Here is a 756-nt window from a genome sequence, read left to right on the forward strand (position 1 = left end):
TGGCGGGGTCTCGGTGAACTACCATACACTGGCAGACTTCCGGGTCGGATGCGCCGATCTGCTCGACCGGCTGCTTGCCGAGCATCTTGCGGCCTTGGCGGAGGTGGGTCTGGTCGATCTCAACAAGCTGGCGCAGGACGGCGTACGGATCCGGGCGAGCGCCGGGGCCGCCTCGTTCCGGCGAGAACGAACACTCGCTCGCCATTTGGAGACCGCGCAGGCGATGGTGGCGGAGCTCAAGCGCGAGGTCGAGACCCGCTCCGATGCCAGCAACCAGCGCATCAAGGCGGCCAAGGAGCGAGCGGCGCGTGAACGCACGAAGCGCCTGAAGGCAGCGCAGGCCGCGCTCGCCGAGATCAAGCGGCAGCGCCAGGCGCGGGAAGACAAGCGCAACAACGGCAAGACGCCGAAGGAGCCGCGCGCCTCGACGACGGACCCCGACGCCCGCGTCATGAAGATGGCCGACGGCGGCTTCCGGCCAGGATACAATGTGCAGGTGGTGAGCGCGGCCGGCGAGCAGATCGTGGCCGGGTTGGACGTGACCAATATTGGTTCCGATCGCGGCCTCATGCAGCCAATGCTGGATCGCTTGCGCGCGCGGACCGGCCGCCTTCCGGGCCGCCATCTCATCGATGGCGGCTTTGGCCGTGCCGAGGACATCGAGTGGGCGCATGATCAAGGGGTTGAGGTCTATTGTCCGCCCACGCAATCCAAGCACGGTACCAATCCCTACCTGGCGCGGCGCGGCGACGGTCC

1 protein-coding gene is annotated in these 756 nt (G+C 67.7%); it reads left to right on the forward strand.

The window, feature by feature from the left end:
- Positions 1-756: transposase (locus tag FNJ47_RS46335; protein ID WP_163163487.1), on the forward strand; the 756-nt coding region annotated here is incomplete at both ends.

This window comes from Bradyrhizobium uaiense (assembly GCF_010811875.1).
Taxonomy (GTDB): domain Bacteria; phylum Pseudomonadota; class Alphaproteobacteria; order Rhizobiales; family Xanthobacteraceae; genus Bradyrhizobium; species Bradyrhizobium uaiense.